Annotated in this window: 23 protein-coding genes; 11 read left to right on the top strand and 12 right to left on the bottom strand. The window is 67.7% G+C overall.

What is annotated here, in order from left to right; genetic code table 11:
- Positions 1–1,593 carry a fatty acid--CoA ligase gene (locus BZF57_RS09730; RefSeq protein ID WP_086737240.1) on the bottom strand — a complete coding sequence of 531 codons (1,593 nt, stop codon included), beginning with the start codon at positions 1,591–1,593 and terminating at the stop codon, positions 1–3.
- Between the two features lie 88 nt (positions 1,594–1,681).
- Here BZF57_RS09730 and BZF57_RS09725 point away from each other — a divergent pair, with 88 nt between their 5' ends.
- Positions 1,682–2,089: a PaaI family thioesterase gene (locus tag BZF57_RS09725; protein ID WP_086737238.1), complete on the top strand. Its 408-nt coding sequence runs from the start codon at positions 1,682–1,684 to the stop codon at positions 2,087–2,089.
- A 115-nt stretch (positions 2,090–2,204) separates the two neighbouring features.
- On the opposite strand, the gene BZF57_RS09720 is transcribed toward BZF57_RS09725, so the two are convergent.
- Complete coding sequence (locus BZF57_RS09720; protein ID WP_086737236.1) at positions 2,205–2,744, bottom strand: nuclear transport factor 2 family protein; 540 nt, start codon at positions 2,742–2,744, stop codon at positions 2,205–2,207.
- Positions 2,741–3,742 (bottom strand): NADP-dependent oxidoreductase, encoded by a 1,002-nt coding sequence (locus tag BZF57_RS09715; RefSeq protein ID WP_086737234.1) that lies wholly within the window; start codon positions 3,740–3,742, stop codon positions 2,741–2,743. Before BZF57_RS09715 ends, BZF57_RS09720 begins: the two co-directional genes overlap by 4 nt.
- A 146-nt stretch (positions 3,743–3,888) precedes the next feature.
- On the opposite strand from BZF57_RS09715, the gene BZF57_RS09710 reads away from it, so the two are divergent.
- Positions 3,889–4,836, top strand: a complete 948-nt coding sequence (locus BZF57_RS09710) for an SDR family oxidoreductase (RefSeq protein WP_086737231.1) — start codon at positions 3,889–3,891, stop codon at positions 4,834–4,836.
- 11 nt (positions 4,837–4,847) lie between these two features.
- Here the strand turns inward: BZF57_RS09710 and BZF57_RS09705 are convergent, their stop codons facing one another.
- A complete protein-coding gene (locus BZF57_RS09705; RefSeq protein WP_086737229.1) occupies positions 4,848–5,033 on the bottom strand; it encodes a hypothetical protein in 186 nt (61 codons plus the stop codon).
- A 20-nt stretch (positions 5,034–5,053) separates the two neighbouring features.
- Positions 5,054–6,130 (bottom strand): NmrA family NAD(P)-binding protein, encoded by a 1,077-nt coding sequence (locus BZF57_RS09700; protein WP_162290984.1) that lies wholly within the window; start codon positions 6,128–6,130, stop codon positions 5,054–5,056.
- Positions 6,131–6,231: 101 nt separating this feature from the next.
- Here BZF57_RS09700 and BZF57_RS09695 point away from each other — a divergent pair, with 101 nt between their 5' ends.
- Positions 6,232–6,798: a TetR/AcrR family transcriptional regulator gene (locus tag BZF57_RS09695; protein ID WP_162290983.1), complete on the top strand. Its 567-nt coding sequence runs from the start codon at positions 6,232–6,234 to the stop codon at positions 6,796–6,798.
- A gap of 22 nt (positions 6,799–6,820) precedes the next feature.
- Here BZF57_RS09695 and BZF57_RS09690 read toward each other — a convergent pair whose 3' ends face one another.
- The 3 genes from BZF57_RS09690 to BZF57_RS09680 all read right to left on the bottom strand — a co-directional run bounded on the left by BZF57_RS09690 (position 6,821) and on the right by BZF57_RS09680 (position 12,221).
- A complete protein-coding gene (locus tag BZF57_RS09690) occupies positions 6,821–8,050 on the bottom strand; it encodes an aromatic ring-hydroxylating oxygenase subunit alpha (protein WP_162290982.1) in 1,230 nt (409 codons plus the stop codon).
- Between the two features lie 162 nt (positions 8,051–8,212).
- Complete coding sequence (locus BZF57_RS09685) at positions 8,213–10,711, bottom strand: TonB-dependent receptor (RefSeq protein ID WP_162290981.1); 2,499 nt, start codon at positions 10,709–10,711, stop codon at positions 8,213–8,215.
- A 202-nt stretch (positions 10,712–10,913) separates the two neighbouring features.
- Complete coding sequence (locus tag BZF57_RS09680) at positions 10,914–12,221, bottom strand: aromatic ring-hydroxylating oxygenase subunit alpha (protein ID WP_240505934.1); 1,308 nt, start codon at positions 12,219–12,221, stop codon at positions 10,914–10,916.
- Positions 12,222–12,353: 132 nt separating this feature from the next.
- Between BZF57_RS09680 and BZF57_RS09675 the strand changes: the two genes are divergently transcribed.
- Together BZF57_RS09675 and BZF57_RS09670 are read left to right on the top strand one after the other, a co-directional pair.
- The gene (locus tag BZF57_RS09675) at positions 12,354–13,133 is read left to right on the top strand and encodes an SDR family NAD(P)-dependent oxidoreductase (protein WP_086737216.1); all 780 of its coding nucleotides are present in this window, start codon (positions 12,354–12,356) and stop codon (positions 13,131–13,133) included.
- Between the two features lie 43 nt (positions 13,134–13,176).
- On the top strand, positions 13,177–14,421 hold the full coding sequence (locus BZF57_RS09670; protein WP_162290980.1) for a spinster family MFS transporter: 1,245 nt from the start codon (positions 13,177–13,179) through the stop codon (positions 14,419–14,421).
- Positions 14,422–14,506: 85 nt separating this feature from the next.
- Here the strand turns inward: BZF57_RS09670 and BZF57_RS09665 are convergent, their stop codons facing one another.
- Positions 14,507–15,274, bottom strand: a complete 768-nt coding sequence (locus tag BZF57_RS09665) for an SDR family NAD(P)-dependent oxidoreductase (RefSeq protein WP_086737212.1) — start codon at positions 15,272–15,274, stop codon at positions 14,507–14,509.
- The gene (locus tag BZF57_RS09660; protein ID WP_086737210.1) at positions 15,274–15,921 is read right to left on the bottom strand and encodes a glutathione S-transferase family protein; all 648 of its coding nucleotides are present in this window, start codon (positions 15,919–15,921) and stop codon (positions 15,274–15,276) included. Before BZF57_RS09660 ends, BZF57_RS09665 begins: the two co-directional genes overlap by 1 nt.
- Positions 15,922–16,054: 133 nt before the next feature.
- On the opposite strand from BZF57_RS09660, the gene BZF57_RS09655 reads away from it, so the two are divergent.
- Together BZF57_RS09655 and BZF57_RS09650 are read left to right on the top strand one after the other, a co-directional pair.
- On the top strand, positions 16,055–16,561 hold the full coding sequence (locus BZF57_RS09655) for a PH domain-containing protein (RefSeq protein WP_086737208.1): 507 nt from the start codon (positions 16,055–16,057) through the stop codon (positions 16,559–16,561).
- Entirely contained in the window at positions 16,558–18,111 is a 1,554-nt protein-coding gene (locus tag BZF57_RS09650) for a PH domain-containing protein (protein ID WP_086737206.1), read from the top strand. The genes BZF57_RS09655 and BZF57_RS09650 overlap by 4 nt, the downstream gene beginning before the upstream one ends.
- Here the strand turns inward: BZF57_RS09650 and BZF57_RS09645 are convergent.
- The gene (locus tag BZF57_RS09645) at positions 18,057–18,374 is read right to left on the bottom strand and encodes a GNAT family N-acetyltransferase (RefSeq protein WP_086737204.1); all 318 of its coding nucleotides are present in this window, start codon (positions 18,372–18,374) and stop codon (positions 18,057–18,059) included. The genes BZF57_RS09650 and BZF57_RS09645 overlap by 55 nt on opposite strands.
- 53 nt (positions 18,375–18,427) lie before the next feature.
- Here BZF57_RS09645 and BZF57_RS09640 point away from each other — a divergent pair, with 53 nt between their 5' ends.
- Both BZF57_RS09640 and BZF57_RS09635 read left to right on the top strand, forming a co-directional pair.
- A complete protein-coding gene (locus BZF57_RS09640; protein WP_086737202.1) occupies positions 18,428–19,447 on the top strand; it encodes a threonine aldolase family protein in 1,020 nt (339 codons plus the stop codon).
- Positions 19,444–20,391 (top strand): DMT family transporter, encoded by a 948-nt coding sequence (locus tag BZF57_RS09635; protein WP_169712951.1) that lies wholly within the window; start codon positions 19,444–19,446, stop codon positions 20,389–20,391. The genes BZF57_RS09640 and BZF57_RS09635 overlap by 4 nt, the downstream gene beginning before the upstream one ends.
- Before the next feature lie 114 nt (positions 20,392–20,505).
- Here the strand turns inward: BZF57_RS09635 and BZF57_RS09630 are convergent, their stop codons facing one another.
- Positions 20,506–21,300 carry a Rossmann-fold NAD(P)-binding domain-containing protein gene (locus BZF57_RS09630; RefSeq protein ID WP_086737200.1) on the bottom strand — a complete coding sequence of 265 codons (795 nt, stop codon included), beginning with the start codon at positions 21,298–21,300 and terminating at the stop codon, positions 20,506–20,508.
- A gap of 94 nt (positions 21,301–21,394) precedes the next feature.
- On the opposite strand from BZF57_RS09630, the gene pepN reads away from it, so the two are divergent.
- Positions 21,395–24,055, top strand: coding sequence for an aminopeptidase N (pepN, locus tag BZF57_RS09625; protein ID WP_086737197.1), 2,661 nt, complete (start codon positions 21,395–21,397; stop codon positions 24,053–24,055).
- Between the two features lie 4 nt (positions 24,056–24,059).
- A complete protein-coding gene (gene pgeF, locus BZF57_RS09620) occupies positions 24,060–24,809 on the top strand; it encodes a peptidoglycan editing factor PgeF (RefSeq protein WP_240505933.1) in 750 nt (249 codons plus the stop codon).
- Positions 24,810–24,869: the final 60 nt, after the last annotated feature.

Below are 24,869 nucleotides of genomic sequence, written 5' to 3'. Positions count from 1 at the left end.
TCAGTTCACCGCCCGGTCCTTGCCCACCCAGTAGGGCGCGCGCAGTTCGCGGCGCAGGATCTTGCCCGAGGGGTTGCGTGGCAGGGCGGGAATGAAATCGACCGACTTGGGACACTTGTAGCCCGCGATCAGCGTCCTCGCGTGAGCGATCAGTTCCGCCTCGCTCAAGCTCTCGCCCGGTTTCACCACGACGCAGGCCTTCACCGCCTCGCCCCACTTGGGGTCGGGCACGCCGATCACCGCGACATCGGCGACCTTGGGGTGCGAATAGAGCGCGTTCTCGACCTCGGCGGGGTAGACGTTCTCGCCGCCGGAGATGATCATGTCCTTCACCCGGTCGTGGATGTAGAGATAGCCGTCCTCGTCGAGATAGCCCGCGTCTCCGGTGCGCAGCCAGCCTTCCGCGTCGATGGTCGAGGCGGTGGCATCGGGGTTGTTCCAGTACCCGCGCATGTTCTTGTTCGAGCGTGTGGCGATCTCGCCCACGGTGCCGGCGGGGACGGGGTTGCCCGCCTCGTCGATCACCTTGATCTCGACCCCTGCCAGCGGCTTGCCGACCGAGCGCATCCGCACCGAGCCTTCGGGCACATGGTCTTCGGGATCGAGCGCGACGATGGTGCCGCTGGTCTCGGTCATGCCGTACATCTGCACGAAGCCGCAGCCCATCACCCGGATCGCCTCGCGCATCAGTTCGAGCGGGATCGGCGAGGCGCCATAGGTGACATATTTCAGCCGCGAGAAATCGACCTCGGCCACGCGCGGGTGATTGAGCAGGATCTGGAGCGCGGCTGGCACGAGGAAGATTTTCGAGATGTTGAAATTCTCGATCAGGTCGAGCGCCTTGGTCGGATCATACTCCGGCAGGACGATGGAGTTCGTCCCCGCCACCATCGTGCCGATGCCGGTGCCCGTGCCGCTGATGTGGAAGCAGGGCATGGCGAGCAGCGTGACATCGCCCGGGATCGGCTCCTGCCAGCTGCGCATCGCCTCGCCGCTCGCGGTCGCATCACGGCTGGAGAGCAGCGAGCCGTGGGTGATCACCGCGCCCTTGGGCTTGCCGGTGGTGCCCGAGGTGTAGAGCTGGAGCGCATCGTCCTCGGCCTTCACGCGGTGGGCGGGGGGCGTGGCTGGGAAGCCGTCGCGCCAGATGCGGTAATCGGTGCCGGCAAAATCCGGCGCGTCGATGCCGATCACCTGTTCGACATGCGGGCAACTGGCACGGATTTGTGAGAGCACCTCGGCAAAGCCCTCACCCACGAACACCACGCGCGCACAGGAATTGTCGAGCACATAGGCGACTTCGGGTGCGGCCAACCGCCAGTTCACCGGCGTCATCACCGCGCCCACGCGGTTCGCGCCGAGGAAGGCCTCGAAATAGAGCGGGTGGTTCTTGCCGAGGAAGGCGACGCGGTCCCCCGGCTTGATCCCGAGCGCGACAAGGCCATTGGCCACGCGGTCGGCGCCTTCGTCGATCTCGGCGAAGCTGATGTCCTCGCCCGCGTAGCTGAAGGCGATCACATCGCCCTGCATGCGGGCGTGTTCGCGGACGATGTCGCAGAAAGACTCTGCGGCCAGTGTTGCTGTCTCTCCCATGGCCCGAGGGGATACCCCGCGCGGCCGCGCGTGTCATTGGCACAATTCATAGCGGGCGCGGGAGGCCGGGGCGGGGTAGGGTGCGGGGATGGCGATACCTCAAGGCTTCGAACCCGCCGGCTTCACCCCGGGCTTTCTCGATCACGGCGGGCCCTATTATCTCGGGCCTGCGGTGGAGGGGGTGCGGGTGGTCGGCCTGCTGATCTGCCCGCACCACATCAACTACCAGGATGCGGCGCATGGCGGGGTGATCTCGACCTTCGCCGATGTGGCGCTTTCGCATGCGGTGTACGACGCCGAGCGGCCGAGGCTCGCGCCTTCGACCGTGACGCTGACGGTCAACTACCTCGCCGGAGCGCGGCTCGGCGACTGGCTCGAGGCGCGCGTGCGGATCGACCGGCTGGGCGGACGGACGGCCTACACCTCGGGCGGGATCTGGCGCGGCGAGGAACAGGTGGCGACGATGAGCGGGGTGTTTGCCTTCAGGCGTCCCTAGCAAATCACCGTCACCCTGAACTTGTTTCAGGGTCCATCCTTCCTCTCGCCCTGCCGTCCATGTGGCTCGATGGATGCTGAAACAAGTTCAGCATGACGAGTGTGGGGATGTGATCCTACCCCAGCCACGCCGTGATGGCCGCCGTCGAAGGATCGCGCTCGTCGTGGTAGCCCGCCGCGCCCTCGGGCGTATCGGACAGATCGACGCCCTCCACCACCCGGAACTCGCGCCAGTCATAGAGGCCCGTGCGCTGGGCGAGGCGCCATTCCCCGCCCCGCTTCTCGAACCGGTCGACATAACGCCCCGCGACGATCGCCGAGTAGATCACCCCCTTGTCCGGGAACACCGCCGCCAGCGGGTAGCCGGGGGGGATGGTGTGCATCGCGGTCATGTAGGTTTCGGTGTGGCAGACGTCGCCGCCCTCGAAGCCGAACACCGTCTGGCCGAGCTGGTGCTGGGTCGCAAGGCACGGGTCGATCACCGCGCGGGCCTGTTCGACGAAGCCGCGCCAGTCGCCCTCGATCGTGCCGAAGCGGAAGGTGGCGTCCGGATGGAACAGGCGCTCCATCATCCCCCAGCGCCGCCGGTCGATGGCGTGGGCATAGGCGGCGAGGATGTCGCGGATCGCCTCGCGGTCTTCGAGCGTGCCGCTCATGGTTCCAGCTCCACGATCACCTTGCCGATGTTCGCTCCGGTGAACAGCTTGGCATAGGCGTCGAGCGTGTTCTCGAGGCCCCTGGTCACGTCATAGGGCATCACCAGTTCGCCGCCTTCCGTCCATTCGCGCAAGCGGCGGGTGAGGGCGGGGCCCTCGTGCATGAAGTCGGGCGAGAAGAAGCCCTCGATCCGCAGCCGCCGCATGAGCACCTGATCGAATTCGCGCGGCGCTGTGCGGGTGCCGGCGGTGTAGTCCGCGAGCAATCCGCACACCGCGATGCGGCCATAGTGGTTCATGCGGGTGAGGACCTGATCCAGCAGCGCACCCCCGACATTGTCGAAATAGACGTCGAACCCGCCCGCTGCATCCAATTGCGCGCCCACGTCGCCGGCCTTGTAATCGACGGCGCCCGCGATCCCCAATTCGCCCGTCAGATAGGCGCACTTCGCCGCGCCTCCCGCGATGCCCCACGCCTCGCAGCCGAGCAGCTTCGCGATCTGCACCGCAAGGATCCCCGTCGCGCCCGCTGCGGCCGAGACCAGCACCCGCTCGCCGGGCCTCGCCGCGCCGGTGCGCTCGACGCCCCACAAGGCGGTCCACCCGTTCATGCCGAGCGGGCCGAACCACGCGCGCCGGTCGGCGACGGTGGGATCGAGCAGCAGCGCGCCCGACATCACCGCGTCGACCGTGCTGACCTCGGCCCACTGCCCGAAGGCGCGGACCAGATCGCCCTCGCCGAACCCCTCGGCGCGGCTTTCGACCAACTCGCCCAGCACGAGGCCGGTCATCGGGCCGCCCACCGGGAGCGGCGGCTGGTAGCCGTCCTCGCGGTCGGTGAGCCACATCCGCGTGCCCGCATCCATCGACAGGAGGGTGTTGCGGATGCGGATTTGGCCATCGGCGAGGGGCGTGAAATTCTCCTCCGCCAGTTCCAGCGCGGCGGCGAAATCGGTCCCCTCGGGGCGGCGCGCGATGCGCCAATAGCGGTTGTCCATGAGGGGCTTGTCAAACCCTCGCGCCGCTACGGCAACCCCGCCTTTTCGCTAGGGCCCGAAGACCCCCGGCTATCACTTTGGCGCGGTGCGGAGGGGCGGGGCGGTTCCTAGTCTTGCTTGCATAAGACACAAGGGAGAGAGGAACTATGGCACTCATCACGGTGATCGGCGCGAGCGGGCGGCAGGGCCTTGCGCAGGTGCGCCAGGCGCTGGCGGCGGGGTATGATGTCCGCGCGATCTCGCGCCGCCCCGATGCGCTCGAGGGCGCGCCGGTCGAGGGCGTGGAGCGGGTCGAGGTGCGGCCGATGGACCTCTACGACACCTCGACCTTCGAGAGCGCTTTGGAAGGCAGCGACTACATCTTCTACACCCACCCGCTTCAGGCCCGCGCCGACCGCGCCTACCTGATCGGCGAGGTCGGCAAGGTCGCCGCGCATCTGAACGTCAAGCGCGTCGTCTGGAACACCTCGAGCTGGATTCCGGACAAGCCCGGCGATCCCTTCACCTATGGCGAGAACACCCGCGGCATCAACGCCCTGTGGCGCTCCGGCGCGCCCGGCACCGTGTTCGGCTCGGTCCTGTTCATGGACAACCTGCTGACCAACTGGGCGCGGCCCTTCATCGTCAACGAGGGGCGCTACGTCTACCCCCACAACCCGGCGCTCGAGGCCAACTGGATCAGCCTCGACGATGTCGCCCGCTTCATGCTCGCCAGCCTCGAGCGGCCCGACATGGAAGGCGCCTGGCTCAACATCGGCGGGCCCGAGCGGCTGGTCGGCAAGCAGGTGACCCAGTGTCTCTCCGAGGCGCTGGGCAAGGAGATCCGGTACGATCCCTGCACCCCCGCCGAGTTCGGCCGCTACCTCGTCGAAGCCGCCGGCGACGGGATGCCCGCGGAGATGCGGGAAAGCTTCGCCAAGGGGATCGAGGACTTCTACGAATACAACAACAACGCCCCCACCCGGCCCTTCGCGGTCGACATGGACCACGTCTATGAGCGCTTCCCGGAACTGGAAGGCAAGCTCGAGCCGATGAGCGCCTGGACCAAGCGCCAGGAATGGGGCGAGAGCAATTACAGGCCGGCGTTCGGATAGGTCGCTCGGGTCTACCCGTCCCGGTCTGATGGCTGATCGCGCTCGGTCGGAGCAAGCGGGGCGGCCTGATCGCCGAATGCCTGCTGCTCCAGCCGCGCAACCCGGCGGCGAAGATCTTCCATCGGGTCGGGTTCGAGCGCCTCGGCGAAGCGTTCGAGGGCGCGGTAAGCGGACTTCGCGCGGGACGTGAGGGTCATCGAAAGGCTCCTTTCGCGGCTTAGCGGCCAATTGCGGGTATTGCGGCTTCACCGTGGGTCGCGATCCAGCCGGTATCCGCCATCGCATGGCGCAAACCGGCGGGTTGCGGCGCGCCGTCGATCCGGCCGAAGCGGGTCAAATCATATCCCGGCATCAACGGCGTGATCATGAACTCCGCCCACGCCCGCAGCACGCTGGCGGCGCTGCGCTGCGCTTCCGGGCGGGCGGCGTAGCGCGCGGCGACGGTCGCGAAGCGTTCCGGCGGACGACCCGTCAGGCGCTCGACGACGTCATTGGGTGCGCCCCGCGCGAAGGCACCCTGACGGTGATCCTCGATGTAGTGGCGAAAGCCGCTCAACTCGAACGGGCTCACGCCCTGCATCCGGGCCGCCTTGGCGAATAGCCAAAAGGGCAGCTCGACCTTGCGCACCTTGCGCCGCAGTATGGTGGTCAGGATTGCCGCCATGTCGGCGGTGGAGAGCACTTCGGGGCCGGTCGGGCGGTAGGTTCGGCCCGCATGGGGTTCCGGATCGGCAAGCACCGCGGCGGCGACCCGGGCAATGTCCTCGTTGGATGGCGGAGCATTGCGGCTGTCGCCGGTCAGGGAGGGTAGCACACCCAACTGCGCAGCGAAGCCGATCAGCCGGAGGTAGTTGTCGGCGAAGAAGCCGGGATTGAGCGCTGTGTAAGCGATCTGCGGAGCGAGGCTCTCGAACAGACGGTCGGTCGCAAAGGCATTGCGGGTGGCGAGCGCGGGATGGAAGGGGCTCGCGAGCCACTGGCTCAAGCCCACGATCGCCTCGATCCCGGCGTCCTCGGCGGCATCGGCAAAGATCTGCGCCGCTTCGAGCGCGCGCGGATCGAAGGGCGCGCACCAATAGGCACGGCCAACGCCCCTCACCGCGTGCCGCATCGCCGCCCGATCGTGAAGATCGGCAACCATCACGTCGGCGCCCCGTGTCGCCAGATCCCGCGCGCGCGCATCGGCCTGCCGCACCACGGCGCGAACCTGCCAGCCGCGCTGGAGGCACTCGGCGACAAGCGCGCTTCCGGTCTTTCCTGCGGCGGCGGTGACGAGGATCTTGGGCATCGGCATGGCTAACTCCTTCCTGTCAATTTGGATGATGATCATCATCTTCTTGTATGGATGACATTCATCATCCATATCGTCAAGACCGCCTGCGAAAGAAGGACGCGATGCGCAAATCGAAGGAAGCTGCCGCCGAGAGCCGGGCTCGCATCGTGGCGACGGCCGCACGCCTGTTCCGGGCGCACGGGCCGCAGGCTGTCTCGGTCGCCGACGTCATGGAGGCGGCAGGCATGACTCATGGCGGCTTCTACAAGCACTTCGCCTCGAAGGATGCGCTGCTGGCCGAAGCGATCACGGCGATGTTCGAGGAAAAGCGCCCGATGTTCGCACGGCCCACCGCTGCCGAGGCCGAGGTGGCACTCGCCGACTATGCGGCGGAGTATCTCTCGATGGGGCACATCGGCAATCTCGAGGCGGGTTGCCCGATTGCCGGACTATCGCTCGATGCCCAGCGTGCCGGTCCGGAGGTGAGGCGCAGCTTCGCGGGTGCCATCGAAGGGATGGTTGCCGACATCGCGGTTGCCAAGGGCACCGGGCCCGAGGCCCGATCGGCAGCCCTGCGCGACATGATGATAATGGTCGGCGCGATCGTTCTGGCGCGATCTGTCGAGGACCGGGCCTTGCAGGAACGGATAATCGAGACGGCCCGCGAGGCGCGGAGCGATATTGGCTAACCCGCCGGTATGGCGGGCGCCCTTACTCCGCCGCCTGCCGCTGCTCAGCTACGAAGATCGCCACCAGATCGTCGTCGCTGGCGTTCACCAGCCGCTCCACCCACTGGTGGAAGACCTGTCCGCCCTTCTCGTTCTTGCCGAACAGCACGTCCTTCATCAGGCCTGACGCGAGCGCCTGCTGCTGGCGCTTGCCGGTGGCATAGTCCTCGTCGCGGACCACGATTTCGAGGAAGTTGAACTGGTCGTGCGCGGCCTGGACCTGTTCGGGGGTCTCGGGCTGGTTTTCCATGACGTAGAACTGGGTGGTGTAGCTCTCGCCGACCTTGTCGCCGGGGAAGAGCTGGCTGATCATCGCCCCGCGCTGGCCGCCGCCGTAGAAGCTGGCGATCGAGATGTGCGGGAAGATCGTCCACACGCCCTGCACCAGCACCTCCTGCGGCAGCTGGTCGTCGCTCATCGCTTCCAGATCGAGCGCCTGGTCGTCGTCCCCCTGCACCTTGATCGCGAATTTCGACGGGGTCGAGAGGCGCTGGTGCGGGCCGAAGGCGAAGTAGTTGGCGCGGTTGTAGAAATCGGCCCCGAAGGTGTCCTTGTGCAGCACCGGCAGGTGGTAGAAATCGAGATAGCCGTCGTAGGCCGTCTTCCAGTTGGGACCCGCCAGCGTGCGCTGCGAGAACAGCGTCCAGCCCTCGAATTCGAAGGCCTTCAGAAGCTCGTCATAGCCGCACAGGTAATCGGCGATGCTGAGCTTGGAGTGCGGGTCGAGCGTCACCCAGATCAGCCCGGCGTTCTCGTAGACCGGGAACTTGGTGAGGCAGTGCTGGCTCTTGTCGATCTTGCCGAAGTCCTGCGGGCTGGCGACGCCGATCAGGTCGCCATCGGCCTTGAAGGTCCAGCCGTGATAGCCGCAGGTGAAGCGGCTGGCATTGCCGCAGCCCGCGGCCAGAGGATTGCCGCGGTGGGTGCACATGTTGAGGAAGGCGCCCATGCTGCCGTCCTTCTGGCGGCTGAGGAGCAGCGGCACGCCGCAGATGTCCATCGCCTTGAAGTCGCCCGGGTTGGGCAGCTCGCACGAGGGCGCGACCATCAGCGGGAGGCGGCGGAAGATCTGCTTCTTCTCGGTCTCGAAGACCGCTTCGTCGGTATAGGCGCTTGCCGGAATGCGCACGACCTCGTCGGCATATTCCATCGTGTCGGCCGCGCCGTGGGCGACCAGATTGCGGGTCATGGCGACCAGCGTTTCGCGTGACATGGCATTCCTCTCCCGACGCCGTGATCTCTCGCGTCCACCATCCGCCCAAGGTGACGTCGCGGCAATGCATACTTTTGTCAGAGCGCGGCGGGGTGAGTGCCGAAAGAAAAGGGGGCGAGCCATCGCTGGCCCGCCCCCTGTGTTCCCCTGTTGCTGCGCGGATCAGAACTTGAAGCTGATTTCCGCGAAGACCTGGCGGCCCCGGTTCTGGGTCATCACGAAGTCGTCGCCGCCCGGCGGCAGGAACGGACGCCCGCCGGTGGTGATCGTGAAGATCTCGTCGGTGAGGTTCTGCGCGATCAGCGACAGCTTCCAGTTGCCGTCCGGATGGCCGATCGAGACGTTGGCGTCGAGCAGCCAGAAGCTCGGCTGGACATAGTCGTTCAGCGAGGCTTCGTCGGTGATGTAGCCATCATTGTAGGCCGCGTTGCCCGACAGGAACAGCTCGAGGCTGTCGCTCAGCGGGATGGTCCAGTCGGCCGCGATGTTGCCCGCCCAGGTAGGCGCCTGGCTGCCGCGGCGACCATTGAGGTCGACCGTGCCGCCCGCACCGCCCGGCTGGAGGAAGGGCGCGGTGTACTTGGCATCGAGGTAGGACAGGTTCGCGGCAAGCCGCAGCCCGTCGACCGGCGTGCGCCAGCTGGTCTCGATGTCGACGCCCTCGGTGGTCAGCTCGCCGGCGTTGCTGGTGATGAACTGCACCGTCGAGGCGTTGAAGTTCTGCACCTGCAGATCCTTGAACACGTACTGGTAGGCGGTCGCGTTGAAGGTGATGTCGCGGTTCGACCACTGCGACTTCATCCCGATTTCGCCGCCGATCGCCTCTTCCGACTTGAAGATCAGCGAGCTGAAGTCGCCGGTCCGCGCCGCGGTGCTGAGGCTGTTCGAGGGCAGCGCCGAGTTGTCGATCCCGCCCGACTTGAAGCCCGTCTTGAACGAGGCGAAGAAGTTGAGATCGTCGTTCGCCTGATAGCGCAGGGTGACTTCGGGCGAGAAGTTGTCGTCGGCGAAGTTGATCGGGCCCGAGAAGTAGCCGCTCTGCAGGAACGCCGGGCTCGGACGGAACAGCCCGCCGCCGGCCGGCACATAGGCCAGCAGGTTGTGGACATAGGGCACCGAGATGGTCTGGACCTTCTTTTCGTCGGTCCAGCGCAGACCGCCCGACAGTTCGAGCTGTTCGGTGATGTCGAACTGCACCGAGCCGAAGAACGAGAGCGCCTCGGTCTTGGTGAGGTGGGTCTTGTCCCAGTCATAGGTGAAGCCCGTGCCGCGGGCCACGCCGCCGCCGACCAGCGGCAGCGTCGGGTCGGCCCCCGCGAAGGAGATGTTCACCCCCTGCTGCGCGGTGTCGAAGGTGAAGGTGCGGTCTTCGTAGAACGCGCCGAGCATGAAGTTGATCGGTCCGTCGAAGTCCGAAGCGAGGCGCAGTTCCTGGCTGTACTGCTCGAGCTTGTTGATCGGGTCCGAACAGCCCGCACCGCCGGGGATGAAGGTGCCGTTGGGGCCGGGGAAGCGACCGCCGTAGGAATAGCAGTCGAAGTCGATCGCATCCATGTTGAGGATGCCCGAGACCGAGGTCAGGGTCAGCGTGTCGCTCAGGTCGAGATCGAACTGGAGGCGGCCGAACCAGATTTCGGTGTTGCCGAAGGGCACGCCGTTGCGCCCCGCTGCGGGCGAATTGCCCGGCACGCCCGGGGCGAGCTGGGGCGCTGCATCCGGCAGGAAGTAGCGCTGGTCGCCCACGTTGCAGTCATAGCCCGCCGGGATCTGCAACCCGCCCTGGAGCAGGTAGATCGAATCCGCCCGGCCATTGGCGCCGCAGTTGATCTCTGCCGTGCCGATCGCGCCGTCGTTCTCGTTCTTGGTGTATTGCAGCTTGAAGTTGGCCTTGAAGCGGTCCGACGGGTTCCAGTCGAGCGTCAGGCGACCGATGAAGTCGGTCAGGCCGCGCTTCTGGTTGACCGCCGGGGTGCCCGGCTGGAGCAGCTGGAATTCGTCGATGTCGTTGAATTGCGCGGCAAGGCGGATGCCGAGCGTGTCGGTGACCGGACCCGAGATGTAGCCCGAGAGGAGGTAGCCCTTCTCCTCGAACTCGTAGTTGGCGCGCATGCCCACTTCCCAGCTCGAGGTGGGGTTGGCCGAACGCAGCGAGAGCACGCCGGCGGTGGCCGACTTGCCGAAGAACAGCGATTGCGGGCCGCGCAGCACGTCGACCTGCTCGACGTCGAAGAAGCCGGCCTGCACCATGCGCATGGTCGAGACGACGACGCCGTCATACTCGAAGGCGACCGCCGAATCGAACGCCGCCGAGATGTTCGACGAGCCGACCCCGCGCAAGCTGAGCTGGCCGCCCGAACCCGAGCCGCCGACCTGCACGTTCAGGGTCGGCACACGGCTGGTGAAGTCCGCGACCTGGTCGATCGAGTAGCGCTGGAGCGTCTCGCCGCCGATCGCGGTGACGGTGACGGGGACTTCCTGGAGCGTTTCGTTCTGGCGGCGGGCCTGGACGACGATGACGTTGCCGTCATCCGCCTCGGCCCCTTCTTCCGCGTCCTGCGCGAAGGCGGCAGTCGGCATGGCGGCAAGGCTGCCGAGCGCAGCCCCGCACAGCAGGGCGCGGCGCAGGCCTCCGGATGCAATTCGGGCACGAAGTGTGTTCATGGTCCTCTCTCCCCATGGGGTCGCGGTTCTCCCGCGCACCCTGTTTTCCCCAACCCCCAGACGTGTCTCCTCACGCCTTTCGGTATGTGTTGCAGGTGTATGGAGCGGTGGCGCGCGCGCCATCAGCAAAAGCGATAGTGATCCGTCCAAACTGCGACAAATGGGCCACAGCCCCCGGATAAAGGGCCATGCCGTAGCGTCATTAGGTGGTTTCGCGGATGCGCGCCTCGCGCTCCATCTGGGCCATGCGCGGATCGTTGGGCCACACCCACTCCGGCCCGATCACCGGCTCGACGCGCAGATGCGCGGGCACGTTGTCCGGCCCGATCATCCGGTCGAGGCTCTGGTGGAAGGAATAGATCCGCGCCTCCTGATAGGACAGCGGCACCGAACGGAAGGCCGAGCCTTCGACCGAGTGCTGGATCGCCTCGCCGAACTGGGTGTCCTCGAGGATGATCGGGCTCATCTGCCGCCCGTTGGGTTGCGAGGCATCGGGTACGGTCCACAGGTCGGGCGCGGGTGCATCGCCCCAGTCCAATGCCATCGTCACCAGCTCAAGCCGCGTGGTGTTGAGCGAAGTCGGCCAGAACACCAGCGGCGGGACGAAGTAGTTGCTGAGCGGGCTGACCCAGTTGGGAAACAGGGTGTAGCTCTGGGTGCAGGTGCGCCCCAGCTCGCCCACGCTCTCGATCTGCTGCCATCCCGGCGGCGAGTCGATCGCGCGCACGTGCTCGCGGTCGGTCTGGCGCGGCGGCGGGGCGAGCATCCGCGCGTGGCCATTGGGATACATGGTGTTGTAGTTGCGCGTGCTGTCCACCAGCGGCGCGACCGTGTTCGGGTGGATGAAGGGCACATGGTAGACCTCCATGTTGGCCTCCATCGCGACCTTCCAGTTGCACTTGAGATCGAAGCTGTAGCGCGCGGCGAGCCGGATGCGGTCGAAGGCGAACTCCTCCCACTCGCGCGCGACCGGCCCCAGCCAGTCGAGCAGCGACATGGCCTCGAGGTCGAAATTGACGAAGATCACCTTGCCGAACATCTCGCAGCGCACCGGCAGCAGCCCGCGGCAGGAGAGGTCGAAATCCTTGGGGAAGTCGCGCCGCTCGGGCACGCCCACAAGGCTCCCGTCGGTCTTGTAGGTCCAGTTGTGATAGCCGCACATCAACCGGCTGGACTTGCCGCGGTCCTCGGTCACCACCGGCGCGCCGCGGTGGCGGCAGGTGTTGTGGAAGGCGCGCACCACTCCGTCCATGCCGTGGACGATCACGATCGGATCGCCGGCATTGTGCCAGCGCATGTAGCAGCCGGGCTCGGGAATCTCGTCGAGGTGCCCGGCGAACAGCCACGACTTGCGGAAGATGTGCTCCTGTTCGAGCGCGAAATATTCCGCGCTGGTATAGCGTCCGGCGGGCATGTCCGGCAGGCGCGGGAACCCTTCGGGCGGCGCGGTGCGGCGGCCTTCCCACTCCATCATCGCCTTCAGGCGTTCGACCTCGGCGGTATCCATCATCGTCTCTCTCCCTCGCCGCCGGGAGGATACACGGCAGCGCGATCGCCGCGCCCTCGCGCTTTCGACAGTGGCCCCCTCGCCCCCGCCCGATAGGCTGGCCGCATAGAAAAGACGCTTTTGGGAGAGAGCACGATGGCGGGACGGGTAGCGGGCAAGGTTGCGCTCGTGACGGGCGGGGCGATGGGTCTGGGCAAGGCCGATTGCGAGGTGCTGGCGCGCGAGGGCGCCAAGGTGATCGTCACCGACCGCGATGCCGAGCTTGCCCACAAGGTTGCCGATAGCATCGGCGGGGATGCGATGGCGCTCGACGTCACCAGCGAGGAGCAATGGATCGAGGTGATGCGCGCCGTCGAGGAACGCCACGGCGGGCTCGACATCCTCGTCAACAATGCCGGCAACGTGATCTTCGAGAGCATCGAGGATTGCACGCTCGACCACTTCCGGCTGCATCTCGATATCCATGTGGTCGGCACCTTCCTCGGCTGCAAATATGCCGTGCCGCTGATGAAGCACCGCCACCAGCAGGTCGGCGGCGGCGGCTCGTCGATCGTCAACATGGCCTCGACCGCGGCGCTGATGGGATATGGCAACATCCCCGCCTATGCCGCGTGCAAGGCCGGGATCGCGGGGATGACCCGCAGCCTTGCGATCGACTTTCAGGACAAGGGCTACGGCATCCGCGTCAACGCGCTCGCACCGGGCGGGATCGAGACGCCGATGGTGATGGGTATCTCGGGCCGCGGCGGGCAGACACCGATGGAGATTCCCGAAGGCCCGCTCCCTGCCGATGCGCTCGGCCACCCCAAGGACGTGGCGGGCTGCGTGCTGTTCCTCGCCTCGGACGAGGCGCGGTTCCTCAACGGGTTGACCATCCCGGTCGACAACGGCCTGTGGGCGAGGCCCCATCACTGAGGCGTCCGCCACTGGCGGGCGGCCCGGCGTTTACCGTTGGTATGTGCTCGCACTTCTTACGCTGACGAGCGCGTTCAGCGTCGCCGACCGGCTGGTCTTCTCGATCCTGCTGCAGGACATCAAGGCCGCCTTCAGCCTGTCGGACACGCAGCTGGGGCTGCTGGGCGGGGCGGCGTTCTCGATCATCTACGTGCTCGCGGGCTTCCCCGCCGCGCGGCTGGCCGACCGTTCGACGAGGCGGACCATCGTCGCCGCCGCGATCAGCTTCTGGAGCCTGATGACCGCGGCCTGCGGCATGGCGACGGGCTTCTGGACGCTGTTCCTCGCGCGCACGGGCGTGGGCGTGGGGGAGGGGTGCTCGGGGCCTTCCAGCCAGAGCCTCGTCGCCGATTATTTCACCCGCAGCGAACTCGCCAAGGCGATGGGGTTCCTCACCATCGGGGCGAGTATGGGGACGGCGGGCGGCCTGCTGATCGGCGGACAGCTCGCCGAGATGTTCGACTGGCGCTGGGCCTTCGCGCTGATGGGACTGCCGGGGCTGGTGCTGGGCGCGATCATCTACTTCACCATGCGTGAACCCGTGCGCGGGCGCTATGCCCCCGCCGGCACCGACATGGGCCAGCGCCCGCTCGGCGAGACGATCCGCAATCTCGTCACCAACCGCGTGTTCATGGGGCTGGCGCTCGGCTGGGCGGTGCAGATCATGATCGGCTACGCGCTCGCCTTCTGGATGGCGCCGGTGATGCTGCGCGAGTTCGGCATCTCGACCGGCGATGTCGGCCTCTATCTCGGCCTCACCTTCTTTCTCGGCGGCATCCCGGGGCCGATCCTCGGCGGCTATGTCACCCACTGGCTGACCTTGAGGGACGAGCGCTGGCGGGCGTGGCTGCCCGGCGTGGTGAGCCTCGGCTGCGTCGCCCCGCTGGCGATGAGCCTCACCTCGGACAGCTTCGGCGCCTTCCTCGGCTGGTTCGGGCTCGCCTATGCGATCTATGTCGCCAGCCAGGCCGGGATCATGTCGGGCATCCAGGCCGCGGTCGAGCCTGCCAACCGCGGCTTCGCGGTCGCGATCGCGCTGTTCTTCAACAACCTCATCGGACAGGCGCTGAGCCTCGTGGTGATCGGCGCGGCGAGCGATGCGCTGACGGCGACCTACGGCGACAGCGCGCTCGCCATCGCGATGTTCGCCGTATGCCTGGCCGCGGGGATCGCGTCTCTGGCGATCTTCGTCTGGACCGCCCGCCAAATGGCGCCGAGCGGCTATCTGGCGAAGATGCGGGAGGGGTAACGCCTCCCGCCCGTTCGCCTCGAGCGTAGTCGAGAGGCAGGTCCGTGATGTGTCTCGACTTCGCTCGACACGAACGGAGTTTGCCTCAGAACCCCGGGTGGATCGCCATCATCCCGCCATCGACCAGCAGTTCCGCGCCGGTCATGTAGGGGCATTCGTCGCTGGCGAGGAAGGCGATTGCCGCGGCAGTCTCGGCCGGATCGGCGAGGCGATTGAGGGGCGATGTCTTCGCCACCGCCGCCTTCAGACCCGGCGTCACCCCCTCGGCATGGGCGAGGATGCCGGTATCGGTCGCGCCCGGGATCACCGTGTTGCAGCGGATGTCGTATCCCTTCTGCGCGCAATGCACCGCGACCGAGCGGGTCAGCACTCTGACCGCGCCCTTGCTTGCCGAATAGGCGACATCGGTCGGCAGCGCGGCCATCGCGGTGGTCGAGGCGATGTTGACGATCGCGCCTTTCGAGCCGCCCGGATTGGCCTTCATCGCCGCAATCGCCGCGCGGCACCCGGCCATCGTGCCCTTGACGTTGATCCCGAAGATGCGGTCCCACGCCTCGTCGGTCACGTCCTCGATGCTGAGTGCCGAGACGGTGCCCGCGTTGTTCACGAGGATATCGAGCCGCCCCCAGCGCTCCACGGCTAGCGCGACGATCTGCGGCCACAGCGCGATATCGGCGACGTCGTGCTCGGCGAAGACCGCGCCGGTCTCGTCGCACAGGGCCTTGCCGGCGGCTGCGTTCACATCGGTGCCGAGCACTTCCGCCCCGTCGGCCCGCAAGCGGCGGACGGTCGCCGCCCCGATCCCGCTCGCGCAGCCGGTGACAATGGCAACCTTACCCGAAAGATCGGGCATTACTCGCTATCCTTCCAGATCGCCGCACACGGCCGCTGGTTGTGCGTGGCGACGAAGCGGGCGAGGTTGTCCGTCCCTTCAGGCAGCTTCCAGCCCACGGTGAAGCCGAAATTGGCGAAGGCGAAGATCAGCAGGTCGGCGAAGGTGAAGCGGCCCAAGGCGATGTGGTCGCTCGCGCCCAGATAGCTGTCGAACAGCCGCCACTTCTCGTCCGCCATCGCCGAAAGCTCTGCGCCTGCGCCGGTCGAGACGACGCTCATGCGCGGCTCGAACATCGGACGACCCGCGCCCGCGCGGAAGCCCATCGTCATCGGCACGACGACCTCCTGATCGAACAGCCGTGCCCACTTGCGCACCGTGGCGCGCTCCACGGGGCTCTCGCCGAACAGGTTGGGCGCGGGGTGGAGCTCCTCGACATATTCGCAGATCGGCCAGCTTTCGGTGAGGCAGGTGCCGTCCTCCAGCTCGAGCGTCGGCGTGGTGCCCTGCGGATTGCGCGCCATGTAGCTCGCATCCTGCCGGTTCTGGCCGGTGATGATGTCGTAATGCACCCGCGCGAAATCGCGGCCTTCCGCGAGCCCCTTTTCGACCATGAACATCCGCACGAGGCGCGGGTTGGGGCCGAGGCTGGAATGGAGCGTGAGCATGTGATTGTCCTCCCGTCAGGATTTTGCCTGTGGTTCTAGGGGGCGGCGGGCGGCGCGTCGCCCTCATAAATGCGCTAGGTGGGGTGCGGATAGCGGCTTGCGCGGGGGCGCTGTATTGCGCAGATAAGGCACTATGGACCAGACCCCCGTTCCCGCCCCGCTCGACGACAGCGAGGAGCTGACGAAGCTCCACCCCAACTATTCCCACGCCCTGCGCGTGCGGGCGACGCTGACGTCGATCCCGTTCCTTGTCGGGGCGCTGGTGCTGGAAACCGTGTTCAAGGGCGAGGGCCTGTTCCCCTCCGGCATCATCGCCGGTCCGGTGCTGCTGATTGCGCTCGCGCTGATCATCCGTGTTCCGCAGACGCGCTACAACGCGCGCGGCTACCAGATCAGCGCCGACCGGCTGCGGGTGGTGCGCGGGCTGATGTTCCGATCCGACACCGTGGTGCCCTTCGGCCGGGTGCAGCATATCGACGTCAACCAAGGCCCGCTCGACCGCTTCTTCGGCATCGCCACGCTGACGCTGCACACCGCGGGCAGCCACAATGCCAGCGTCTCGCTCCCCGGCCTCGGCGAGGAGCTGGCGCGCGAGATGCGCGAGGAGATCCGCGCCCATATCCGGCGGGAGAGCATGTGAGCGAGCCGCGCAACACCGCGCCGCTCAGCGTCGTCCTCGGCGCGATCGGCAGCCTGCGCAGCGCGATCCTGCCGGCCTTCGCCATCGCCTTTTCCGGCATCGGCGACAGCGGGCGGCTGTGGGTCGCGCTCGCCGTCGGCGCGGCCGCCGCGCTGATCGGCACGGTCACCAGCTATATCGGCTGGCGGCGGCTCACCTACACCATCGGCGAGGCCGACATCCGGGTCGAGAGCGGCATCCTCAGCCGCGCCGCGCGCTCGGTGCCTTACGAGCGCATTCAGGACGTCAGCCTCGAAGCCAAGCCTCTGCCGCGCCTGTTCGGTCTGGTCGCGGTCAAGTTCGAGACCGGCGCGGGCGGGGCGGACGACATCGCGCTCCAGTATCTCACCAATGCCGAGGGCGAGGCGCTGCGCCAGCTGGTGCGCGAGCGGCGCGACGAGGAAGCGGCGGCGAGCGCCGATCCCGCCGCCCCGGCAAACGCGCCCTCGGAAGAGGCCGAGGTGCTCTACGCCCTCTCCCCGCAGCGGCTCGTCACGTTCGGGCTGTTCGAATTCAGCCTCGCGGTCTTCGCGGTGCTGGGCGGCGCGCTGCAATATGTCGACAACGTCACCTCGGTCGACGTGTGGAACGTCAAGCTCTGGTACGGCTGGCTCAAGGAGCAGGGCAGCACCGTCGCCACCCTCGGCCCCTATGCGCAGGCATTGGGCGCGGTGGCGGGGATCATCGGCCTGCTGGCGATCGGCTCGGTCACGGGGGTGGTGCGCACGGTGCTGCGCGACTGGGGCTTCACGCTCACCCGCTCAGCCCGCGGGTTCCGGCGGCAGCGGGGGCTGTTCACCCGCACCGATGTGGTGATGCCCGTCCACCGCGTGCAGGGGCTGGTGATCGGCACCGGCCTCGTGCGCTACCGCTTCGGGTGGCACGGCCTCAGCTTCGTCAGCCTGGCGCAGGACGACAAGGAGCAGAGCCATGTCGTCGCGCCCTTCGCCAAGATGGAGGAGATCACGCCGATCGCGCGGGCGGCGGGGTTCCGCCTGCCGGACGATACGACCGCGTGGCACCGCGCGGCGAAAGCGCACCGCACCGACAAGGCGGTGCTCGATGCGGCGGTCTTCGTGGTGGCCGCGATCCCAGTCGCGATCTTCGCGCCCTTCGGCCTGTTCCTGATCCCGCTCGGCCTTGCGGTGCTGGCGGTAGGGGCGAACCTCTATGCCTGGGAGTTCCGCCGCCATGCCATCGACGATGCGCAGGTCTATTCCAGTCACGGTTTCCTGTCACCGACGCTCGGCGTGGCGACGCGGTTGAAGCTCCATTCGGTCGAGATCGCGCAGGGGCCGATTGCCCGCAGGCGCGGCTATGCGACGGTGCACCTCGGCCTTGCCGGCGGGGCCTTCGCGATGCACGGCGTGCCGATTGCCGAGGCGCGGGCCTTGCGGGCGCAGGTGCTGGAGACGATCACCGCGACCGATTTCTCGCGGCTCGACGCGGCTCCGGTTCAGGCCCTGAATTCGGCCCAGCCGGGGTTCTCGGAAAACTTCCTCGCCACGTAGGAACAATCGGGGCGGATCAGGAAGCCCTGCCGCGCGGCATCCTCGATCAGCCGCTCGACCAGCGCGCCCGCCACGCCGCGCCCGCCGATCGCGCGGGGCACGATGGTGTGCGCGGCGATGCGGACTTCCTTGCCCTCCCGCGAGCCGCCCGGCTCCCATTCGAGATAGCCCTGCTCGACCTCGCCTTCGAGCACCGCGACATAGCGTCCGCCTGCGCCCTGCACATGGTGGGTGATTGTCGGCTTTGCGCTTTCTTCGTGCATCGGTGGCTCCTCCCGCTTGTCACGCCCGCAAGTGCGGTTAATGGCGAGGTTCGATGACGCTCGCCAAACCCTTCCTGTCCGACAACGCCGCTGCCGTCCACCCCAAGCTGTGGGACGCGATGCGCGCTGCCGACCAGCCGGACAATCCGTACGACGGGGACAGGCTCTCCGCCGAACTCGACGCCCGTTTCACCGCGCTGTTCGGGCGCGAGTGCGCCGCGCTGTGGGTGGCGACGGGGACGGCGGCGAACTGTCTCGCGCTCGCCACCATGTGCGCGCCCCACGGCGGCGTGGTGTGCCACCGCGAGGCGCACATCGAGGTGGACGAGGGCGGGGCGCCCGGCTTCTTCCTCCACGGCGCCAAGCTGATGCTGGCAGAAGGCGAGGGCGCGAAGCTGACCCCCGCCGATATCGCCGCGCTGGTCGATCCGATCCGCAATGACGTGCATCAGGTGCAGCCGCACGCCATCGCGATCACGCAGGCGAGCGAATATGGCCGCGCCTACACGCCGGCCGAACTCGCCGCGCTCGGGGCCTTTGCGAAGGAGCGCCGCCTCGGCCTTCACATGGACGGGGCGCGCTTTGCCAATGCGGCGGCCTTCCTCGGCGGCTCAGCGGAAGAGGCGGCGCGCGCAGCGAGCGGCCCGGTCGACAGCCTCGCCTTCGGCTTCATCAAGAACGGCGGGATGGGGGCGGAAGCCGTGGTGCTGTTCGATCCCGAGGCCGCGATGCAGGTGCGCTACCGCCGCAAGCGCGCAGGCCACCTGCAATGCAAGGGCCGCTATCTCGCGGCGCAGATCCTCGCGATGCTCGAGGATGATCTCTGGCTTGCCAACGCCGCCCACGCGAATGCCGCGGCGCAGGAAGTCGCCTCGGGCTGCGCCGACCGACTGCTTCATCCGGTCGAGGCCAACGAGCTCTTCGTGCGCCTGACTTCTGCCGAGCGCGAGGCGCTGCGGGCGCAGGACTTCGCCTTCTATGACTGGGGCGCGGATTCCGCCCGCTTCGTCACCGCATGGAACACCCGCCCCGAGGACGCGCAGGCACTCGGCCGGGCCATCGCCGCGCTATGAGCGAGGCTGCCGCGCCGTCGATGCTCAGCCCCAAGGTGCTGATCCCCTTCATGCTGACGGGGACGATCTGGGGCTCGACCTGGTTCGTCATCACCGGCCAGATTGCCGATGTGCCCGCCGCGTGGGGCGTGTTCTTCCGCTTCATGTTTGCGACCCCCGCGCTGTTCGTGCTGGCGGTGGCGATGGGCAATCGCCTGAAGCTCAACCGGCCTGAGCAATTGCTGGCGCTGGGCGTGGGGATCGCGCAGTTTTCGGGCAACTTCCTGTTCGTCTACCACTCCGAACAGCACATCACGTCCGGCATCGTCGCGGTGATGTTCGCGCTGCTGATGGTGCCCAACGCGATCTTTGCGCGGGTGTTCATCGGCGAGCGGGTGCAGGGCGGCTTCATCGGCGGGAGCCTCGTCGCCATCGTCGGCGTCGCGCTGCTGCTGGTGCACGAATGGAACGCGGCCCCGCTCGGGGGCGATGTGGGTCTCGGCATCGTGCTGGCGATCTGCGGTATGCTCGCGGCCTCGATCGCCAACGTGGTGCAGGCCAACCCGACCGGACGCGGGGTGCCGATGGTGAGCCTGCTCGCCTGGGCGATGCTCTATGGCACCGCCTTCGACTTCGTCTATGCCTTGGTCACCGAAGGCGCGCCGCAGGCGCCGACCGCATGGCAGTTCTGGGCGGGGACGGCCTATCTCGCGATCATCGGATCGGTTGTGACCTTCCCGCTGCACTACAACCTGGTGCGCGAGATCGGGGCGGGGCGGACGGCCTACAATGCGATCGTCACGGTGTGCGTGGCGATGCTGCTTTCGACCCTGTTCGAAGGGTTCAGGTGGGACATGCTGTCTGCGAGCGGGATGGCGCTGGCGCTGACGGGGATGGGCCTCGCCCTGCGCGCACGCCGTGTGAAGGCGGTGCAGGTGCAGCAGAGCGGGGCGCTGCGGAGGTAGGCCCTACCATCGTCATTGCGAGGAGCCGAAGGCGACGCGGCAATCCAAGGCCGGACATCGCGGATTGCGGCGAGGGCATTCCATGGATTGCTTCGCTGCGCTCGCAATGACGAATCAAAGGAGGGCAGCCAAACCCTCGACATAGGTCGGATAGCGCGGCGTCCACCCCAGCACGCGCTTGGCCTTGCCGTTCGCGACGCGGCGGTTCTCCATGTAGAACCCGCGCGCCATCTCCGAGAGGTTCGCCTCCTCCAGCGACTCCAGCGGCGGCAGGGGCAGGCCGAGCAGACGGCAGGCGTGTTCGGTCACTTCGTTGCCGCTGCACGGGCAATCGTCGCCGAGGTTGTAGGCACCCGCGGGTGCGCCCTGCACCAGCGCCGCGACCACGCCGCTTGCAATGTCGTCGACATGGACGCGGCTGAAGACCTGCCCGGGAATGTCCATCCGCCGCGCCTTGCCCTCGCGCGCCCGGTCGAGCGCCGAGCGCCCCGGGCCGTAGATCCCCGGCAGACGGAAGGCCCGCGCGCCCATGCCGAGCCAGGCGAGGTCGGCCTCGGCCCGCGCATTCCTGCGACCCTCCCCGCTCTGCGCGATGGTCGGTGTCGCCTCGTCCACCCATGCGCCCTCACGGTCGCCATAGACCCCGGTCGAGGAGAGGTAGAATAGCGCCTTGCCGGAGAGCGCCTCGCCATAGGCCTCCAGCACCGGATCGCCCCCGGTGCTCCGGTCGGGCGGGACAGAGGAGAGGATGTGGCTCGCCCCGCCGATCGCCGCCAACACTGCCTCGCGGTCGGCAAAGGCGATGTCGCCCGCGCTCCCCGTTGCGCGGACTTGCCACCCCTTCGCCTGCATGGCGGCGGCAATGCGCCCGGCGGTGTAGCCAAGGCCGAAGATCAGGAGGTTCGCCATAGCCCCTTCCTGCCGTTCGCCTCGGGCGAAGTCGAGAGGCCATTGGTCTAAGGTGTCTCGACTTCGCTCGACACGAACGGGTAGAGACAGCCGCATGGACATCGCAACCACCCCCACCACCCCCGACGGCAACCCCCAGATCGCCGACGGCGCTCCCACCCCGCACGAGCCCCCCGTGATCCGGCGCGAGGATTACACGCCTTTCGCGTGGGCCGTGCCGACGACGCAGCTCGATTTCCGGCTGGGGCTGGAGGCAACCAGGGTGACCGCGACTCTGACGGTCGAACGCAACCCCGCCGCCGACGCCTCGCCCGAGCTGCGCCTCAACGGCGACAGCATCACGCCTGAGAGCGTGACAGTCGATGGCGCGCCCGCCGATTGGCGGATGGACGGCCCCGACCTGATCGTCACCCTGCCGGGCGCGAAGCACACGGTCGAGGTGGTCACCACCATTGACCCCTCGGCGAACACCCAGCTGATGGGGCTCTACGCCTCGAACGGCATGCTCTGCACCCAGTGCGAATCGGAAGGCTTCCGCCGCATCACCTTCTTCCCCGACCGGCCCGATGTGCTCTCGACCTATGCCGTGAGGATGGAGGGCGAGCGTGCCGCCTTCCCGATCCTGCTGTGCAACGGCAACCGGGTGGCCGCGGGCGAGAACGCCGATGGCACCCACTGGGCCGAGTGGCACGATCCCTGGCCCAAGCCGTCCTACCTCTTCGCGCTGGTCGCGGGCGATCTGGTGGCGAATTCCAAGCCTTTCACCACCCGCTCGGGCCGCGTGGTCGAGTGCAATGTCTGGGTGCGTGCGGAAGACCTCGCGCGCACCGACCACGCGCTCGAAAGCCTGCACCGCTCGATGAAGTGGGACGAGGACGTGTTCGGCCGCGAATATGACCTCGATCTCTACAACATCGTCGCCGTCAGCGACTTCAACATGGGGGCGATGGAGAACAAGGGCCTCAACGTCTTCAACACCAAGTATGTGCTGGCCGACCCCGACACCGCGACCGATGCGGATTTCGACGCGGTCGAGGGCGTGATCGCGCACGAATACTTCCACAACTGGTCGGGCAACCGCGTGACCTGCCGCGACTGGTTCCAGCTCTCGCTGAAAGAGGGCTTCACCGTGCTGCGCGACCAGCTGTTCTCGCAGGACATGCGGGGCGAGGCCGTAAAGCGGATCGAGGATGTGCGCATCCTGCGCGCGGCGCAGTTCCCCGAGGATGCGGGGCCCTTGGCGCATCCGATCCGCCCGGATTCCTACCGCGAGATCAGCAACTTCTACACCGCCACCGTCTACAACAAGGGCGCGGAAGTCATCCGCATGATGCGTTCGATGGTGGGCGAGGCGCGGTTCCGGGCGGGCACCGACCTCTATTTCGACCGGCACGACGGGGAAGCTGCGACCTGCGAGGATTTCGTCAAGGCGATCGAGGACGGGGCGGGGATCGACCTCACGCGCTTCCGCCGCTGGTATTCGCAGGCGGGCACTCCGCGCGTCACCGTGTCGCAGGCGACCCAAGGTGACACCCTCAAGCTGACCCTCAAGCAGACCGTCCCCGTCACGCCCGGCCAGCCCGACAAGCTGCCGATGCCGATCCCGCTGAAAATCGCCGTGCATTCGCGCAGCGGCGCGCTCGGGGCCGAGCAGCTGGTGGTGCTGGAGGAGGAAGAGCAGACCTTCACTCTCCCGCTCGCCGGGCCCGATCCGGTGGTCTCGATCAACCGCGGCTTCACCGCCCCCATCGTGATCGAACGCGATCTGGCGCGCGAGGATCTCGTGTTCCTTGCGGCGCATGACGATGATCCCTTCGCCCGCTCGGAAGCCTTGCAGGAGCTGGCGGTCGGGCATCTCGTCGGCACCGCCAGCGGCGCCCTCTCGCCCGAGGCGCAGGCCGCTGGCGAGGCGGCGATCATCGGCGCCTTCCGCTCGAGCCTCGCCGACAATGCGCTCGAGGATGCGATGCGCGGCGAACTGCTGGTGCTCCCCTCTGAGACCTACCTGTTCGAGGCGATGGCAACCGGAGAGCGCAAGGCCGATCCCGGCGCGATCCATACCGCGCGCGAGGGGCTGAAAGCCACCATCGGCACGGCGCTCGCAGGCGAATTGCAGGCGCTCCACGCGCGGGCCTCGGGCGTGGCGCTCGATGATGCGGCCGGGCGCGGGGCGCGCAAGGTCAAGACCATCGCTCTGGGCCTGATCGCCGCGGCTGATCCCGCGAAGGCGGCCGAGCTTGCCGCCGCGCAGTATGACGCCGCCGACAACATGACCGACCGGCAGGGCGCGCTGATGGTGCTGTGCGGGCTCGAGACCCCGGCGCGCGCGGACAAGCTCGCCGCCTTCTACGAGCGCTACCGCGACAATGCGCTGGTGATCGACAAGTGGTTCACGCTTCAGGCCCTGTCGCTCCACCCCGATGTGATCGCGCAGGTGCGCGCGCTGGCGGAGCATCCCGATTTCACGCTGAGAAACCCCAACCGCGTGCGCTCGCTCCATATGGCCTTTGCGGGCAACCCCAAGGCGTTCCACAAGGCCGATGGCGAGGGCTACCGGATGGTCGCCGACGTCATTCTGGCGCTCGATCCGATCAACCCGCAGACCGCAGCGAAGTTCGTGCCGGCGCTCGGGCGGTGGCGGCGGATCGAGCCGGGCCGGGCGGCGCTGATGAAGGCGGAGCTGGAGCGGATTCTCGCGGCAGGCAATCTCTCGCGCGATACCTTCGAGCAGGTCAGCCGCTCGCTGGAAGGCTGAGCGGGTGGAGTTCCAGACTGACACCGCAGCGCTGCTGGAGGGCGTGCCGCACGCCTTCTTCGGCAGCAAGGAAGGCGCGCACCAGTTCGGCTTCGGCGGGCCGGGTGACGGCGCGGATGTACGCGCGCTGCGTGCCGCTGCGGCGCAATCGCTGTGCCCGGGCGGCCGGCTCGCCGCGCCGCATCAGGTGCACTCGCCCGATGTGGTCACCGTGACCGAGGCCTGGGACGATGCCGCCGAGGGCCGCCCCGTCGCCGATGCGGTCGTCACCGCGACGCCCGGCATCGTGCTCGGCATTGTCACCGCCGATTGCGGTCCGATCCTGTTCGCCGACCGCGCAGCGGGCGTCATTGGAGCCGCCCATGCCGGATGGCGCGGGGCGGTGGACGGCGTGCTCGAGAACACCATCGCCGCGATGGAGGCGCTGGGTGCCACCCGCGCCAATATTGCCGCAGTGCTCGGGCCGACCATCGCGCAGGCCAGCTACGAGGTCGACCCGGCCTTCCGCGACCGCTTCCCTGCTGATGCCGCGCGCTTCTTCGCCCCCGCGCCGGAACGCGAGGGTGTGCCGCGCTGGCACTTCGACCTACCCGGCTTCATCATGGCGCGGCTCGCGGCGGCGGGGCTCAGCAAAATTGCGGATACGGCGCGGGATACATTCTCCCATGTCGCGCGTTACCACTCGCACAGACGCTCCACGCAAGGCGGCGAGGCGAATTATGGTCGGCAGATCAGCATGATCGCGCTGCCCTGAGGCACCCCGGCACCCTGCCTTGCATGGGCCCGAACGCGACTTGACGAAAACGAGGTTGGA

The organism is Erythrobacter colymbi (genome assembly GCF_002155685.1).
Classification (GTDB): domain Bacteria; phylum Pseudomonadota; class Alphaproteobacteria; order Sphingomonadales; family Sphingomonadaceae; genus Erythrobacter; species Erythrobacter colymbi.
This window is presented reverse-complemented; position numbering and strand designations above follow the sequence as displayed.